The sequence below is a fragment of the uncultured Cyclobacterium sp. genome (assembly GCF_963976465.1).
Lineage (GTDB): Bacteria > Bacteroidota > Bacteroidia > Cytophagales > Cyclobacteriaceae > Cyclobacterium.
In genome coordinates, this window is record NZ_CAXBOC010000068.1 from 1 (window position 1) to 15,051 (window position 15,051).

The following is a 15,051-nucleotide window of genomic DNA, read 5'->3' on the forward strand; positions in this document are numbered from 1 at the left end:
TCAAACTTCGCTCCCATATTATTTCCTGACCAGGCATCCTTAGGCATTCCCGGTCGAATGTTGACAGCATGATTAAATATATCTGATGCAGGAACATCTACATGCCATTTACCTGTCATGTAAGTTTCATAGCCGGAGTTTTCTAGCAACTTGGGCAAAGTCAAATCTGTTTTATCTCCTTTCTTCCACTCCTCTTTAATATTAAATGCATTCCACACGCTCCTACCGGAAATCATCATGCTCCTGGAGGCTGTACATACGGCACCGGACCAACTGCCCATATTATAGGCTTTTGTAAATGATGTGCCCTCCGACATTAATTTATCGAGGTTTGGCGTGTATATTTCATTTTGTTCCAACTGGTCTAAGACTTCAAAAGTCATGTCATCAGCAAAAACAAATAGTATGTTTGGTTTCTTTTCTTGGCTTTCCTGTTGTACCTCGTTTGTTCCACAGCTGAGAAGAAATATGCTCAATAAAAAAAGACTGGGTTTAACTATTTTCATCAATAAATCGATTTAGTAAATGCCTGTTAAAAGGCAAAGAGGAAATAAATTAATGGTTATTTGCTATATTATTCTTGATTAAAATCACTCAACATTTGCTCTACCAATTCAATAAAAAACACAAATTAAAATAATGGTCCTTGTCATTCGTGCTATCAATTTGAAAGCAAATCATTTCTCAAAAGTTAAAAGATCTAGATTTGGAGGCCTCTTTTGTTGGGAAATCATTTGGAATAGGAATGGTAACTTTCCCCGTAGCAGCCCATTCCACGCCCCTTGTAAATGAGGTAATAAACCCTACTCCTTCAAGAGAACCTTGGTCATGACCAAGGGTGGTATGGAACACTTTTCCTTTCCCATAATTTATCACCATAAAGACCGGTTCATATCGGCCATCTCTATTTTTATTGGTGAGGTCTTCGCCTGTTGCCAGAATTGTCATGTTCTTGGCAGGGCCTCTAAGTCGTGCATAGCATTCGTCTTTAGCTGAAATCCAACTTTTAGGCATACCTGCGGTAATTGGATGGCTTTCATCCGTCAAATGTATGGTGAAGTTGTTTTTGGCTCCATGTGCTCCGGCAGGCCCCGGAGTATTGTCCCTGACCAATTTCCCATCGGAATCATAATATACATAAGGCCCACCTTTTTCATTTCGGTCTCCCCAGCCCCCTATGCCTATCATTTCATTGTATGCCTCCCATTCCGGAAATGAATTGTCTGCCGCGTGCACACTCACAAAACCTCCACCTAAATGGACAAACTGCTCAAATTTCTTCATGGTTTCAGCAGGCCATGGAGCCGCATTCCAACCAAAATTGGAAACTACCACATCATAAGACATAAAGTCTGGGCTAAATTCAGGATCTGATTTTGGCTCCTTTAAATCTTCCGTTTTACCAGCCTCGGCCTTAGTTAAATAAGAACTGTTTTCAGCACCATTCCAGGTAAATTTGGTTCGCTCAATGGTCACTTCGAATAGACCGGTTTCCTCTAACTGACTTTTCATCATCAAACTTGTTTTAGGCCAAGCTGAATGATTGTTTTGCCCATCCACGATTAATACCTTGATTTTATCGTTTTCTGGGTTGGCATAGGATAATTGAACCAAAAGGCTCAACACTATTAAAAATATAGATTTTAAATACATAATTATGACTTATTTTTTAGATATAAAGCTGTCATTGTCCGTCCAAACCAACTTAAATTGACACAATGATAAAACGTTTATTAAGTAAAATGGAATATACCCTAATCAAATTCCTACTTATCACAAAAACTAGAGACCTAAACTCATCCGAATCATCATTTTTTATAGCGTAGGACTCCAATGTACTAATCTAAAAAAATAAATTATAAATAACCTCCACTTTGGAAAAAAGGCTTGGCATTACCTATAATGAAAAAAGCTATGTTCAATTTCCTTTTTTAATAATTGATGAAAAATTATTAATCAAATACTCGAAAATAAGCATGCCCTGTCATGGCAATTATTCTTGTTTGGATATCTTGGTTAATCTATTGGAAATTAAAGGATAAGCTAATCGATGGGCAAAGCTTGCTTTAATTTTTCCACTTCATTTTGTAATTTCAAAAGCTCTTGAATCTGCTCTTCCTGATAAATGATATAAAGGGTAAGCTCCTCTATTTTCTCCAGTAATTTCGTGTTCATTTCACCTAAGTTGAGCCCATTCTTTTCCACTATAGCAGCTTTCGGTATTCCAGGCAAATGTCCATTTTCATTAATGAATGATTTAAGTTCACCCAAGCTCCTAAGCTTATAGCCCTCTTTAAAAACATAATCCGCCCATCCATCTAAGGAAATATTTACTTCTTCAGCCTGAACTTTTCCTTTAACCAATACTCCGCCCATATTAAATTCCGCTTGCAAATTATTGTTAGAATAACTTCGAATGATCCAACTCAAATTTGCTCCTCCTTTACCATATTGACGCATATAAGCACCACTATTGTTTGAATTGATTTCGGTGTAACTCGACTCCCCTCCCAAAAATTTACCTGAACCATTTATGGTGAGATTATGAGTGATCTCTTTTGTTCCTACACCTACCCCCTTATTTGAGATAGAAAAAATTGGAAGAGTAGACCCTCCAAAAAAGAAATCACTACCGCCCTGATCATACCAAATCTGATTATAAGCCCTCGATCCACCACTCCACCTTCTATACCTGGTCTTGAGCCCAAAATCATTTACTCCTAATGATACACCTCTTTTATCACTATCCTTCCCTTGTACAAATTGAACAAATTCATCTCCCATTATATATAGATCTCCACGCAATACCGTTCGCCCAACTACTTCTAATTTATCCTTAGGATTGAGGGTGCCTAGACCTATATTTCCTTTTGATTGAATTTTATTATCTGTCGATTGACCAATAACACTTTCACAGATCAATAAAAATGCAAAAACCATAGAATATCTCATCCTAGAATAAAATTAGAGTGCTACAAAATATTTTACTATCAATAAAAGCTTAATTAAAACAAACCATATCTTAACTATATAATTACCCCATTAAAAAATTAATATATCATGAATATAAAAAATTAATTAAAAAAAAGCAAGATTACCCCTTGATCAAATCATAAGTCATATATAAATAATAATTATAACAAAGGCTCTATAATCAATCAAACAACACCTACAACCACTTTCCACTCCCTCAGCTCCCAGCTTTCCACAAGTCCATTTTTCACGTAAGGGTCCGCTTTTATAAAATCCTTGGCATCATCTTCGCCTTCAGATCGGAAAATCAAAACAGCTTTATCTGCAGGTCTAGAAAGTGCTCCTCCCATTAATAACACTCCTTTTTTATAAAACTCATCTGCTAGTGCCAAGTGATCTTCTCTAAACTCACCTCTGTTTTCCATATAGCCTTCAGATAACAAATAAGTTAACATATAATATTTCATATCTAATTAAATAATTTATTGAAAGAACATCTTCAAAATAAACTTTATCAACGTAAAACTTTCTTGAATATTAATCTACGCATTAGTTTATATAATAATCGAAGCAGTAATCGTACCTAAATACATACACCAGGTATTTTTGACAGTTCAGGCCGCTTCTCGCTTTAATTCTGATCACAAATCAAATAATTGTCCACAAAATGAAAAACTTAAACATCATGTTTAAGCGAAATAAATCATTATATTTCTTTCTAACCCGTATTTTTTACTAAATTAGAGTAAAGACAACCACATTTTCTACCATTACCTTACTTTAACCCAAACCTTCACGTAATGGAAGAACAGAACTCCACCAAAAGCAATTCTTCTGATAAACCATTAAAAGATTTAATCCCCGATGGACAAGGGAACCATAAGCCTGGAAAGTTTCAGGCTTTTGCTGCAATTTTCAATGGATTAGGGATTGGCGCTTTTTTAGGCTTGCTATTGGGATTATCAGTCTCCCCAGTAGTGAGCGGCGTAATAGGTACCATTTCTTCTTTATTGGCTATTTTGGTGGGATTGAACGAAAAATTCTTGGATCCAATCAAAAGTTTGAGAATAGGATCATTCGGGCTATTTTCCGTAGTGGGCATTTTATTAGGTCTCTATATTCGCGCTAACAATCCCTTTGCACCTAGTCTGGCGGATAAAATGAATGACTATCTTGAAATTGGTTATTCAGATATTGAAGCCAGAAAATTTGTTACCGGATTTATCCAAGCAGACTCCACTATCGCCAAAAGAGAGGCCAATGTACTTTACTCCACTGAGTTTAAAATTGAAGCCTGCGATTTTTTGGTTTATGCCAATTCCGAAACGCCGGCTACTGAACTCTTCAATACTTTCAATACCGCGGGTGGAATATGGGAAAAACTTGTTACCCAACTCAAAAAGGACCTTAATGAAATTCAGAGCATGACAACCCTATTGATTTTAAGAGATAGTTTTTGCGGAGATAATTCAAGTGCCGAAGCCACCATAGTTGCGAGTCAGGAAATTACTCAACTCGATCAAAACAGTACCCTTAATGAAATGAGCCTTGCCTTTGAAAACTCCGGTACGCCTTGGCCTGAGATAATATTCAAGCTAAAAAATCAATTTAGCCAAGCTGAAAGGGAATTGATCCTTCATTCACTGATTAAAATTTTCAACCATGAATAAGATAATTTGGTGCCTCGTCCTGTCATTGCTACTCTCCTATAAAATTTCTGCCAGACAATTTGATCCTGACAATGTAAAAAATGCTTTGGTAAAGGTGGTTGTAGCTGTAAACAATAATTCATCAAATGCCCTTACAGGTTTTGTATGGAAAAGCCCAAACCAGATTGTCACTTCTCTTCATGGAATGAGCCGGACAGGAGACATACGAATCCTGTATCAAGGGCAAGCCTGGAGAAAGGCGAAAATTAAAAAAGTACTTCAAAAAGCCGATTTGGTTCTTTTGGAATTAATTGAAGGACAAGCCCCTCCCCCTTCAACAGTGGTACCCATTAGCCAATTTAATACTTCAAAGGTGAAATTTGGAACTGATGTGTTTGCTATTGGGTACAATGGGGGGGCGACAGGAAGTTCTTCTAGACAAATGAAAAAAGGATTTGTAAACCCTGAAACCCTCAGCCACCTGATACCTAAAAAGGACAAAGAAGCTTTGGCAAAAATCGGATTCCCAGCCCTTGACCTCAATATCCTTTACCTTGAGGGAAGCCTCTTACCCGGGTTTTCTGGGGCCCCGGTATTTGACCAGCAGAGCAAGCTCATAGGTATAGGAGATGGTGGACTTGAAAAAGGCGCCAGCAATGTGAGTTGGATAATTCCCGCCAGCTATTTGACCGAATTAGAGAACTCCTCTAATAATGATTTGCCAAGTGGTTTTGAAAACCTAACCCAGCTTTTTTCTGCTGCAGCCATTATTCAGTCACCTAGCACTAACCCATCATCAATTGAATCGAATAAAATGATTTTGTCCGGATCGGGTTCCGCAACAACAAATATCTCTCCAGTCAAAGCCATTGGTTTTGAATTTCATCCTACAAAGAACAGATCCCTGACCGATATGATTGAGTCTTCTGATGACCCTGAAAACCTACTCATGCTTTCAGATGAATTTGAGCTCGATATGAATATTCAATTGGATTATGACGCCATGCGTTTTGATATTTATGAAGACATCAATACCGGAGTGGTCATTGCTGTACCCGAAGGGATCTCACTTATGTACAACCCTACCGAAGAAGCATTTCAAGCCATTAATCCGGATAATAATGACATGCAGCTTTACTTTTATGGTGTGCAAAATGATTTTTCACAAACCAACTTTGAAGACCTTTTGGTAGCTGTTGGTGAAATAATCAATCAAAACTTTGGGATGCGCTTCGGAGTAAGTGGTTTCACCATTGATACGGACTACTCTCTTTGGAATGAATTTGATGGAGGAAGGAAAATAGCGTGGATATTATCCTTAGGTAACGAATACCTTATGGGGCAAGATGGACTTCAATACGGACTTTATGTATACATGACCCTACTGATGACAGAAGAAAAGACTTTTATGTCAATTGCCACCATACCTATTCCGGCAGAGGTAGTTGCATTTGCGATATCATCCGGTATGGACTGCAATAATCCGGGGATGTTTGCTGAATATTGTGATTACTTCAATAAGGTATTTAAAACCTTTTCGGCAGCTCATTTGCTAAATTTCGCATATTAGGCTAATCTAGCCATCTAAGCAGCACTTTATCTTCCTAATCCCGAACGGGCTTAGAAAATACAGCAAGGCTTTCTTGTCCACCTTTACCAACGGCTTGAACAGCAAAAAAATAATTGTCTTTAGAATAAGGCAAATCGATAGCTGTTTCATTGGTATAAAATTTCTTTTCCCACATTGAGGAACTTGTTTCCCGAAGTAAAACATTGTATCCGGCTACCTGGCCATGTTTTGGTTCTTCCCAAACCAATTGAGTGCTGTTTGTAAGCTCGCTTATGCGTATCCCCACATTTTGAGGTACAGATGGCCCTCCTGCCAGATTGGCCAAAACCGCTAGGTTGGCAGCAGTATTTTTTCGCAGGTATTCAAAGTCAATATGCTCCACTTTGTCCCCATAGGCAATTCCATCCGCTACTCTTAGGTCCTGATGCTGCTGGGTATAATTTTCATTCATCTCGCAAAGCCGTACAGCGGTAAACCCTTCTCTGGAAAATGGAGTGTGGTCTCCTCCCCTTAAAAAACGATCATTTCTGTAAATCAATTTTATTTCCAAATGAGCAATATATCTTTCTGCCACCTCTTTGATATACCTGGCAAGTTGCCTTGACTTGCTGTCATTCTCTGCATTGGTCCGCCGTCTTAAGAGAGCCATTTCTTCTGTTTCATAAAGGGGCACTCCTTCACTAAAGACCCTTAACTTTGTATTGTCCCTGATTCCAGTACCACTTGATTGGCTGTTACCGATCATGTCATTATTGATCATTGCTACCAAATTCCAATTTTCCTCTTTGGCTTTTTTTGCCAAATGACTAGCGCCTATCAAACCTTGTTCTTCTCCGGATACAGCCACAAAAACTATGGTGGCAGGGAAATTTCCTTCTGACATAATCCTAACCAGCTCTATTAAAGCCACCACACCAGAACCATCATCATTCGCACCGGGTGCATCACTCTCTTGATTCATGATATCTGAAACCCTGCTATCAATATGTCCACTCACCACAAAAACCCTGTCATCATCCGGATCACTTCCTTTGAGCGTGGCCATTACATTTCCCATTTTCACTTCCCGGTTTACCCGCTTTCCATCGGGATAAACAGTGAAATAATCGATTTTGGAACTGAGCCTGCCTTTGGATTGACTTTCAAATAACTTGAACTTTGACAAAACATAATTTCTGGCTGCCTCTATCCCTCTATTTTCAGCCTCTTCACTTAAAGAGTGACGGGTACCAAATGCAACCAATCCCTCCAAATAATGAGCCAAGCTATCAGAAGAAACCAGCCCTGTCATTTCTTGAATTTCAGGGTTTCGTGTGATAGTCGTCACCTGAGAAAAACCAGGCAAGACCAAGAGAAAAAGAAATCCCAAAAATATAACCTTCATTTTAATAACGTTTAAATGGATCAGGCCACTAAACCCGATAAAGAATTAATTTTCACTAAGACTCAAAATGAACCTTCTCTGTGAGAAGTCTCACTAGCGAATCGGCTCAAAGATATAGGTCTTTAACTCAATTTTTCCTTAAAAAAATCAATGGTTCTTCCCCAGGCAAGTTTTGCTGCAGCTTCATCATATCGGGGAGTAGAATGGTTGTGAAAACCATGGTTAACCTCCGGATACATATAAGCAGTATACGTTTTATTATTCGCCTTTAATGCTTCCTCATAATCAGGCCACCCTTCATTAACTCGTTTATCCAATTCCGCAAAATGCAACATTAAAGGAGCTTGAATTTTTGCAGTTTCTTCAGCTGAGGGTTGGCCTCCATAAAATGGCACAGCAGCAGACAGATCAGGAACCCTTACTGCCATCATATTGGAAACCCATCCTCCAAAGCAAAATCCTACTACCCCTACTTTACCTGTGCAATTTTCATGGGCTTTCAGGGTTTCAAAACCCGCAATAAAATCCTGTAACATATCTTCTCTGTCCCTTTTTCTCTGCATTGTCCTGCCCTCATCATCCGTCCCGGGGTAACCTCCCATTGGTGACAAGGCATCGGGTGCTAGAGCAATGAAGCCATCCAAGGCAGCTTGTCTTGCGGTATCTTCAATATATGGGTTAAGCCCTCTGTTTTCGTGCACCACCACTATCCCAGGCATTTTACCTTTTACTTCCTTTGGGCGGACCAAAAGAGCTTTCATTTTTCCGGCGCCTTTTGGAGAATCATAGGTGATGGTTTCTTCCACGAGGCGAGGATCCGAAGCAGAAAACCGACTTGTTTTGGCATAATTTGGCATTAAAAACCCCATTATTGCAGACACTGTTAGTCCCCCAACCGCAAATTTGGATAGCTTATTTACAAACTCTCTTCGCTCTATCCTATTGTGTGCATAATCGTCATATAGATCAAAAACTTCTTGGTCAAGGTCTTCCTTTTTTAAGTCTTTCATGGTTTGGTTTTTATAGGTTTAAAATGGAATCATCGTTAAAAGTTGTTTATTATATAAGATACTATAGGTAAGCTGAATTGATGTTGCTGCCCAACAAGCTGCTAGAAACCAACTCTCGATAATGTTATTCAATATAAAAAAATATAATAGATATCTATCTCTTTTCCAAGCATTTCATTCCTTTTATAAGGTGAAAGTGTCCATTCCAGCATTTGAAACCAAGTGAGATTACCTTAAAGACTTGAAAATAAAACATGAAAAAATCCATCGCTTAATTTTCATTTAGCTGTTGCTATGAAAGAGAAACCTATCGATAATTATACCTAACGTTTATTTTTTAATGGGTAATAAAATGCGCAGAGCATTCAATTACCAAAGTTCAATCCCAGCTAGGTTAGGGTTTCCTCAAAAAAAATGGACTAACTGTCCTCGGAAACTAAAGTACAATTCTCAGTATCCAATTCGGTCTCAATAGTAAAATGTTTGAAATGGTATTTTTTCAAAAGGGCTTTAGCTTCATTTTTCACACATACCATAATATCGAAAGAGTCAATTCTCTCCAGTTTCAAATGGGTAGAGAAAACATGATGCTCCCCCTCTAAAGACCAAATATGGGTGTGATGTAGGGATTGTACATGATCTATAGAAAGTAATTCTTTTTCAATTTTTACTAAATCAATTTCTTTGGGTACCCCTTGAAGAAACACATACAAAGTTTCCTTCAACCTCCCTACCACTCCCCATAGAATGTATGCCGTTATAAAAAGAGAAAGAGCAGGATCTAAATAGGGTATATCCTTGAAGTACAAAACAATCGCTACAATCATAACTGCTACCCACCCTAAAACATCTTCAAGTAAATGCCAAGAAACCACTTTCTCATTTAGGGTTTTTCCTCCACTCATTTTCCATGCAGCATAACCATTGACAAGTATACCTAATATGGCAAAATAAAACATTCCTTCAGCATCTGATTGCTCCGGGTTTAGCAAGCGACCAACAGCCTCACTTATCACATACACAGAACCTCCAATCAACACCAGACTATTAATAAGTGCACCCAATAGCGAAAATCGAGAGTAGCCAAATGAAAATTTTGCATCTGATCTTTGCTCGGACTTTTTATCCAAATACCAAGCAGACCCTAAGGCAAGGCTATCTCCCAAGTCATGTACTGCATCTGAAATGATTGCAATACTATTTACATACAAACCACCTACAATTTCCAAAAGGGTAAATCCCAGATTTAAAAAAAATGCGATTTTCAGATTTTTCCCTGATTGATGGTGGTGATGATGGTGCGCTCCCATAATATAGTTTCAGCTAGTCTAAAACAACGATGCAATTGTTGTTAACCCGAAATATGCTATAGGACTTCTATTACATACTCCGGATTAAAATCTCAAAAAGGCATACTTTGAAAGCTATCTGCCTATTTTTACAAAACAATGGTTTACGAGATACTTATTAAAATGAATTGACCTTGAGCAAAATTTCATTTTTCCCCGGGGAAAGCCTTATGGAGCCAAAACTTGTATTTACCTTTTCTCCATTGAGGGAAATGGCATCACCTGTATTGTATTCCAATAGCAATTCCGCTGAAACATTTGGTGGCAAGTCAAAAACATAGCGTTGCAAACGGTTGTTAACTTTTTTGTAGGAAGCATTCACCTTTCCGGTAATAAAAGGAACAGTTATTTCTGTAGCCGTCAAACTACCCAATTGGGGCTTGATTTCCAACAAGCCTGCTCCTGGTGTTTTAGGTACAATCCCCCACATTTTGCGGGCAACAATATTGCCGGGAACAGCTCCCCAGGCATGGTTCCAATCTGCATTGGGCTTGTACTTCATGTCCCATGCTTCCAAGGTGACGGTAGACCCAATGGCAATCATGTTCCACCAACTACGGTCATGGGTAGCAGTCATTAGTTCCAGTGCATAATCTGCTTCTCCTGCATTATACAGCCCATCCATCAGGTACTGAGAACCATAAACACTACAAGCCATCCCTCTGGATTTAATAAAATCCACTACAGAAGCTACCTTTTCTTCCGGCACCATATTAAAAGCCAAAGGCATCATATTGGCATGAAGAGAGGAATGTCCTGCACCTTCACCATCGAGATAAACTCCTTTATCAGGATCCATTAATTTTTCATTAACCGCCTTTTTTACTTTAACTGCCATCAATTCATATTCTCTGGCCTCATCATTCCTATTCAAAAGGCGTGCAAATTCACCCATAATCTCCAAATTACGGAAGAATAAGGCATTGATCACAGTATTAATAGGGGTAAACACAAAACCATCTCGCTCTCCTTCCGGAGTGGCCAGTTTCCAACCGGTATCTTTTTGAGCCGGTGGCCAGTCGACAATGTCCTTCAATTTGACTTTGGGGTCTTTAAACCCCAATTTTTTCATGAACTCGGGACTGGCCTTTTCAGAGCTTATCAACCCATCCTCACGCGCCAATTCCATTAGCGTTTTGTGCTTTAGTTCATCATAATATTTTTCTACAAGCTCTAGATTCCCGGTATACATATAGTCCTCATAAAACATCAAGGCCACATGCAGCTGCCATTCAGTGGGCCAAGTTGGGTTTTCCATGAAATACTCAATGGTCTTTCTCGCAATCGGGTACTCCCAATCGACCGCATAGTGGCTCAGTTGATTGATGTATGCATCTGCCTCATAGGGGATCCTTTCTCTATCACCATCGACATAGATTCCGGCAAAGGAAGTAGCTTTCATTGAATATTTGCAAAGACCCCATACCTGATTCAATATGGTATCTGAGCTTGAAAACTTACTCTCATCTTCATCAAAAAAGCTGAAATAGGCCTGCTGAGCTAACTTTTCAGGTTTTTTTTCTGCTATAATTTCAGCATACCTAAAAGGAAGCAGTACGGGGAAACTATCCGGAAGTGCTACAGCAGCAGGACCAGTATTTCGCTCATCTTTTGGCAAATCCAATGTGTATTTTATTTTACCCGGACTAACCTCAACGGCTACTTCCTCAAATCGAATATTACCTTGGGGGTCAGCATTAAGCCTTCCTTCTTTTAATTGCTCACCTATCCTTACTGTGATTGTTTCATTCTTTGTAGTTTTATATTCAAAGGACATATTGGCAAAGGCAGCTTTACCAAAATCTACAAGCCAGGTTTGCTTTGCTACTTTCTCAATAGAAGTAGGGGGGATTTCTTCCACTTCAAAAATATTCCCTGTAGTGATATAACCCTCTGCTGTACCAATAGTAAAGCTTTGACTTTCTGAATATCGACCGGTTCTGTTGTCTTCATCCCAAATCCTGACCTTCCAGTAATAGGTTTTACCTTCAGTTAACGTAGGCCCCTTGTACTGTATATTGCTCACATTGCCATCCACCACTTTTCCGCTATTCCATACATCTCCAATGTTCTTTTTGCTCTTTTCAGCAGTGCTACTAACCAATAATTGATAGGCAGATTGAAAATTGATTCCTTCCGGGACTTGCCAACCAAATTCAGGACTTTTATCAATAATTTTCTTTTCAGAAGATCGCCTTATCATCTCTACATGGCGATTAACGGGTGCTGCAGTGCTGTTATTGGATAATCCGGAAGCCATGGCATCCAATTTTTTGTCAAATGCAGCAACCTTGGAAGCATATTTGGGATCCTTTGCCAAATTATTTATTTCCATTGGATCCTTAGTCAAGTCATACAACTCTGCTATGGACTGGTCATTGATATAGCGAAAATACTTCCATCCTTTTGTTCTCAATCCTTCACTTGGAGGAATGTTCTCAAAATCCCATAAGTGTTCGACCAATACCGTATCTCTATTTAATGGCGCTCCTTTGATTACAGGAAGTAAACTTTTCCCTTGGTAATCAGAAGGAATTTCTACACCTGCCAAATCCAATATGGTAGAAGGAACATCTACATTTGCAGCCATCTCCTCAGAATCAACTTGTTTCTTTTGCCTAGGATCCATTACAATCAAGGGAACCCGAATGGAATTGTCATACAACAACCATTTCCCTGCCATTTGCCTTTCGCCCAAGAAATAGCCATTGTCTCCCATCAGGATAATGACTGTATTCTTATCCATCCCCTTGTCTTTCAATTGCTGTCTGATCTTTGCGATTTCCAAGTCAATTCCGGAAATCATCCTGTAATAGCCTTTTACACTGTGCTGGTATTTTTCAGGTGTATCGTACCTCCAGGTCCATCTTAGTCGATTAAATCCACTTTTTACAATTTCCGGTTGTGCTTCAAAATACTTGTCGTCAGAAATTTTGGCATCAGGTACGGTCACTCCTTCCAACAAGGGAGCGGTTTCATCCTGCCAAAAATATTGTTTCTCAGCGTTATCATGTGCATGTGGAGCACTGAAAGAGAGTGAAAGACAAAAGGGCTGATCAACATCTGCCTCTTCTATAAAATCCAATGCCTGCTGTCCTGTATAACGAGTCAAATGTACCGTATCGGCTCCAAGGGTTTTGTAAAAATAGCCTCGTCTATCCGGAAAGCTTCCCTTTCTATCATAGGATTCAAAAGAATCAAAAAGACCTTCCAAGTTGCTATAGTTGACACCAAATTTCCCAAAAAAACCAGTCTTATAACCTGCCTCTTTTAGCAATTTAGGGTAAGATGTCTCCATATAGGCTGACTTAATCGGACCTGTTTGAAAAGTATAAGCATGACTACGCTCATAAAGTCCTGTAAAAATCGTAGCCCTACTGGCTGCGCAGATGGGAGTGGTCACCAAAGCATTTTTAAAGTAACTTCCCTCCTCGGCAAGTTTGTCCATCTCCGGAGTATGGATCAAATCATTGCCGGCATAACCAAGGGCATCATATCTTTGGTCATCAGTAAGGATAAAAATAATATTAGGTCGCTGATCTTGCGCTTTACATTGGATGGAATTGAAAACATTTAGGGCTAACAGCAGTAGCACCAATCTTATAGAAATGGAATACATGGGATTATAATTAATGAAATATAAATGTACTATTATTCGATCAATTGACCGTACTGCACTTACCTGCCTGAAAGCAAGTTTACCTATTCCTTGTGCGGGGTATTTGTTCTGAACCCCATCTCATAGGCTATAGTTTGTTTAAGGCACTATATAAGAAGTAAGTCCAATCATCACTAACAATACAATCACTTGCTTTCACACACAGAGTTTTTCCTTTGACATACAGCAGAACTCACAAAAAAAAAGGTCCTCTTAAAAATTATTTTTTTCGGAACAGGGAGTCAACAAACTCTTTGCGGTTAAAAACTTGTAAATCTGTCATTTTCTCACCAACACCTATGTATTTTACCGGGATTTTAAACTGGTCTGAAATCCCTATCACCACACCTCCTTTGGCGGTACCGTCCAGCTTGGTAATGGCCAATGCACTTATTTCAGTGGCTCTGGTGAATTCTTTGGCCTGGATAAAAGCATTTTGTCCTGTAGACCCGTCAAGAACCAATAAGATTTCATGAGGAGCATCAGGGATAAATTTTTGCATTACCCTTTTAATCTTCGTCAATTCATTCATTAGGTTTACCTTGGTATGTAGCCTTCCGGCAGTATCTACGATTACCACATCAGCATTCATGTCCACTGCTTTTTTAACAGTATCGAAGGCAACAGATGCGGGATCTGTATTCATGCCATGTGAAATCACAGGAACATCCACACGTTCACCCCAAAGAATGAGTTGATCAACTGCGGCGGCCCTAAAGGTATCAGCCGCACCCAGAACTACCGACTTTCCAGCCAACTTGAACTGATGAGCCAATTTACCAATTGTGGTAGTTTTACCTACACCATTGACACCCACTACCATAATAACATAGGGCTTTTTATCTGCAGGTAGATCAAAGCTTCCAATATCCAGAGTATTATTCTCTTCCAAGAGGCCTGCGATTTCCTCTCTTAGTAAAACGTCTAGGTCAGCAGTATTTATGTACTTGTCTCTGCTAACTCTTTCTTCAATTCGCTGGATAATCTTAATCGTTGTATCTACACCTACATCCGATGTAATGAGTATTTCTTCCAACTCATCTAAAATTTCATCATCTACCTTAGATTTGCCTACAATGGCCTTTCCAAGTTTAGAAAATAGATTTTCACTTGACTTTTCAAGTCCTTTGTCTAAACTTTCTTTTTTCTCTTTAGAAAAAAAATCAAATATTCCCATAATTTTTTTTATATCTGAGCCGAATATACACAAAAATCCCTTTCGATTGGAATCGAAAGGGATAGTAAAAATCTTAGTAAGCCCTGAAGCCTTATTTTTTAAGCACTTCCTTAACGGTCTGGCTTGGCACCATTTCCTCCTTGAAGGTATAAGCTCCGGTTTTCTCAGATCTAACGGCCTTTATCACTTTGGCATAAGTGACGCCACCTTCTTTTTTCAGTGTTGCTACTACTTTCTTAGCCATAATATTATCGTTTTACCCCTAGGGTGTGTGATTATTT

At 39.0% G+C, this 15,051-nt stretch carries 12 protein-coding genes; 2 read left to right on the plus strand and 10 right to left on the minus strand.

Features of this window, described 5'->3' with window-relative positions; genetic code table 11:
- The 4 genes from AAC037_RS05865 to AAC037_RS05880 all read right to left on the minus strand — a co-directional run.
- Positions 1–506, minus strand: a 506-nt coding sequence (locus tag AAC037_RS05865) for a sulfatase-like hydrolase/transferase (RefSeq protein ID WP_339902108.1), incomplete at its 3' end; no start/stop codon positions are given.
- Positions 507–684: 178 nt separating this feature from the next.
- The gene (locus tag AAC037_RS05870; protein WP_339902109.1) at positions 685–1,653 is read right to left on the minus strand and encodes a ThuA domain-containing protein; all 969 of its coding nucleotides are present in this window, start codon (positions 1,651–1,653) and stop codon (positions 685–687) included.
- A 390-nt stretch (positions 1,654–2,043) separates the two neighbouring features.
- The gene (locus tag AAC037_RS05875; protein WP_339902110.1) at positions 2,044–2,952 is read right to left on the minus strand and encodes a hypothetical protein; all 909 of its coding nucleotides are present in this window, start codon (positions 2,950–2,952) and stop codon (positions 2,044–2,046) included.
- 206 nt (positions 2,953–3,158) lie between these two features.
- On the minus strand, positions 3,159–3,440 hold the full coding sequence (locus AAC037_RS05880) for a YciI-like protein (RefSeq protein ID WP_339902111.1): 282 nt from the start codon (positions 3,438–3,440) through the stop codon (positions 3,159–3,161).
- A 333-nt stretch (positions 3,441–3,773) separates the two neighbouring features.
- On the opposite strand from AAC037_RS05880, the gene AAC037_RS05885 reads away from it, so the two are divergent.
- Positions 3,774–4,643, plus strand: a complete 870-nt coding sequence (locus AAC037_RS05885; RefSeq protein ID WP_339902112.1) for a hypothetical protein — start codon at positions 3,774–3,776, stop codon at positions 4,641–4,643.
- The gene (locus tag AAC037_RS05890) at positions 4,636–6,192 is read left to right on the plus strand and encodes a serine protease (protein WP_339902113.1); all 1,557 of its coding nucleotides are present in this window, start codon (positions 4,636–4,638) and stop codon (positions 6,190–6,192) included. Before AAC037_RS05885 ends, AAC037_RS05890 begins: the two co-directional genes overlap by 8 nt.
- A 34-nt stretch (positions 6,193–6,226) precedes the next feature.
- Here AAC037_RS05890 and AAC037_RS05895 read toward each other — a convergent pair whose 3' ends face one another.
- The 6 genes from AAC037_RS05895 to AAC037_RS05920 all read right to left on the minus strand — a co-directional run bounded on the left by AAC037_RS05895 (position 6,227) and on the right by AAC037_RS05920 (position 15,014).
- Positions 6,227–7,576 carry a M28 family metallopeptidase gene (locus AAC037_RS05895; RefSeq protein WP_339902114.1) on the minus strand — a complete coding sequence of 450 codons (1,350 nt, stop codon included), beginning with the start codon at positions 7,574–7,576 and terminating at the stop codon, positions 6,227–6,229.
- A 122-nt stretch (positions 7,577–7,698) separates the two neighbouring features.
- On the minus strand, positions 7,699–8,586 hold the full coding sequence (locus tag AAC037_RS05900) for a dienelactone hydrolase family protein (RefSeq protein WP_339902115.1): 888 nt from the start codon (positions 8,584–8,586) through the stop codon (positions 7,699–7,701).
- Positions 8,587–9,005: 419 nt separating this feature from the next.
- A complete protein-coding gene (locus AAC037_RS05905) occupies positions 9,006–9,896 on the minus strand; it encodes a cation diffusion facilitator family transporter (protein WP_339902116.1) in 891 nt (296 codons plus the stop codon).
- A 157-nt stretch (positions 9,897–10,053) separates the two neighbouring features.
- Positions 10,054–13,554 (minus strand): sulfatase-like hydrolase/transferase, encoded by a 3,501-nt coding sequence (locus AAC037_RS05910; RefSeq protein WP_339902117.1) that lies wholly within the window; start codon positions 13,552–13,554, stop codon positions 10,054–10,056.
- Between the two features lie 259 nt (positions 13,555–13,813).
- Entirely contained in the window at positions 13,814–14,770 is a 957-nt protein-coding gene (gene ftsY, locus AAC037_RS05915) for a signal recognition particle-docking protein FtsY (protein ID WP_339902118.1), read from the minus strand.
- 91 nt (positions 14,771–14,861) lie between these two features.
- On the minus strand, positions 14,862–15,014 hold the full coding sequence (locus AAC037_RS05920) for a DUF4295 domain-containing protein (protein WP_339902119.1): 153 nt from the start codon (positions 15,012–15,014) through the stop codon (positions 14,862–14,864).
- Positions 15,015–15,051 lie beyond the last annotated feature (37 nt).

Excerpts from the sequence above, each read along its gene's own strand:
- AAC037_RS05900 (WP_339902115.1), bottom strand. The coding sequence starts at position 8,586 with ATGAAAGACTTAAAAAAGGAAGACCTTGACCAAGAAGTTTTTGATCTA.
- AAC037_RS05905 (WP_339902116.1), bottom strand. The coding sequence starts at position 9,896 with ATGGGAGCGCACCATCATCACCACCATCAATCAGGGAAAAATCTGAAA.
- AAC037_RS05895 (WP_339902114.1), bottom strand. The coding sequence starts at position 7,576 with ATGAAGGTTATATTTTTGGGATTTCTTTTTCTCTTGGTCTTGCCTGGT.
- AAC037_RS05890 (WP_339902113.1), top strand. The coding sequence starts at position 4,636 with ATGAATAAGATAATTTGGTGCCTCGTCCTGTCATTGCTACTCTCCTAT.
- AAC037_RS05870 (WP_339902109.1), bottom strand. The coding sequence starts at position 1,653 with ATGTATTTAAAATCTATATTTTTAATAGTGTTGAGCCTTTTGGTTCAA.
- AAC037_RS05920 (WP_339902119.1), bottom strand. The coding sequence starts at position 15,014 with ATGGCTAAGAAAGTAGTAGCAACACTGAAAAAAGAAGGTGGCGTCACT.
- AAC037_RS05880 (WP_339902111.1), bottom strand. The coding sequence starts at position 3,440 with ATGAAATATTATATGTTAACTTATTTGTTATCTGAAGGCTATATGGAA.
- ftsY (WP_339902118.1), bottom strand. The coding sequence starts at position 14,770 with ATGGGAATATTTGATTTTTTTTCTAAAGAGAAAAAAGAAAGTTTAGAC.
- AAC037_RS05875 (WP_339902110.1), bottom strand. The coding sequence starts at position 2,952 with ATGAGATATTCTATGGTTTTTGCATTTTTATTGATCTGTGAAAGTGTT.
- AAC037_RS05910 (WP_339902117.1), bottom strand. The coding sequence starts at position 13,554 with ATGTATTCCATTTCTATAAGATTGGTGCTACTGCTGTTAGCCCTAAAT.
- AAC037_RS05885 (WP_339902112.1), top strand. The coding sequence starts at position 3,774 with ATGGAAGAACAGAACTCCACCAAAAGCAATTCTTCTGATAAACCATTA.